Here is a 1460-nt window from a genome sequence, read left to right on the forward strand (position 1 = left end):
TGACCGCACCGTCATCCCTTGTTCTACCAGAAAAAGATCTTGCAGCCCGGGCCGTTCCACATATGAGTCAGAGCCAATATTGCAGGCCGAATGACACACTTGGGCGCAGGCGCGGATATGACGCGGGTTACCCTCTGGAAGAGCCGGGTGCGGGAAAGCCGCCCGCCCGGATCTGTGAGGCGAAAGCCAAATGGCTGAGCTACTCGCCCACGACCCAACGTTGCCTCCGCGCGTCACGCAGGTTGTTAACTTCGCTGCAGCTCTCGCCAGCGATGCTGTCCAGAAATTGCGGTGTTCGATGCCACGTCAGTTGTGATGTGATCCTGGCCAAGAGCGATGCCGCTGCTCAATGGCAGCGTAGGTATCCGTTGGATGCCGACCTGATCATCGCCACGACCCTGCCCTCAGCTGGTTGTTCGTAAGACCGTATGTCCGCCACTACCGATGAGGTGGGTCGGCCTACACTGCGCATCGGAGGGTTGCCCGACCGAGCCGATTCTTATCACGGGAGAACAAGTCGTGGCAGACGCCGGGCTCGATCCGGGCCGGCTCGTCTTCCTCGACGAGATCTGGATCAGACCAACAAGGCCCTTTGCGGGGCTCGGGCGCCAAAGGGGCACGCCTGCGCGGCTTCGCCCCGCACGGGTCTGGCGCACCCTCACGTTCCTCGGCGCGCTCCGCCACGACCAACTCACAGCACCCTGCGTCTTCGACGGGCAGATCAACGGCGAATGCTTCCGCGCCTAGGTCGAGCACCTCCTCCTGCCAACCTTGCGCGAAGGCGACATCGTCATTCTCGACAGTCTCGGAACAAGTCGAAGGCGGTCAGGCAGTTAACCCAGGCCGCTGGCGCCAGGCTCTGGTATCTGCTGCCATACTCCCCCGACCTCAACCCGATCGAACAGGTCTTCGCCAAGATCAAGCATTGAAAGCGGCTAGATCCGAAGCGCACCATCGAGGACACTTGGTTACCTCGTCCACGACATCCATCCTCGCGAGTGCGCCAACTACTTCGCCAACGCCCGTTATGCTTCACTCAAAATGTGAAACGCTCTAGGGCCCATACTCTGGAAGAGCACATCGAAATCGACCATCTCGCCGAGGCGGGGCTGCCGGCGACGTCGAAGTGGCTGAGCTTCGGTTGAGAACTTCTCTAGCATGCTTGTTTTCGCGTCAGCACGAGGTAGAAGCTGAATTAAGCTATAGTTCGCATTCATAAGAAGTCCGGCGCAAGGCGCCGTTCTTCTTCCTATCAACAGTGAAGGTTCCCCTCAGCTATAGATCTCGAACAGCCCGGCGGCGCCCTGACCGCCGCCGATGCACATCGACACCACGCCCCACTTGGCCTTGCGGCGCGCGCCTTCCTGGAGCAGATGGCCGGTAAGACGGGCGCCGGTCATGCCGAAGGGATGGCCGATCGCGATCGAGCCGCCATTGACGTTGTACTTGGCGGGATCGAT

General features: G+C 60.6%; 2 pseudogenes. One reads left to right on the forward strand and one right to left on the reverse strand.

What is annotated here, in order from left to right:
• Window positions 1-537: 537 nt before the first annotated feature.
• Window positions 538-1047 (forward strand): annotated as a pseudogene (locus AC0L2O_RS36140) (transposase); the annotation flags it as partial.
• Window positions 1048-1271: 224 nt separating this feature from the next.
• Here AC0L2O_RS36140 and AC0L2O_RS36145 read toward each other — a convergent pair.
• Window positions 1272-1460: pseudogene (locus tag AC0L2O_RS36145) on the reverse strand (acetyl-CoA C-acyltransferase); the annotation flags it as partial.

The sequence above is a fragment of the Bradyrhizobium sp. Kon10 genome (genome assembly GCF_055807395.1).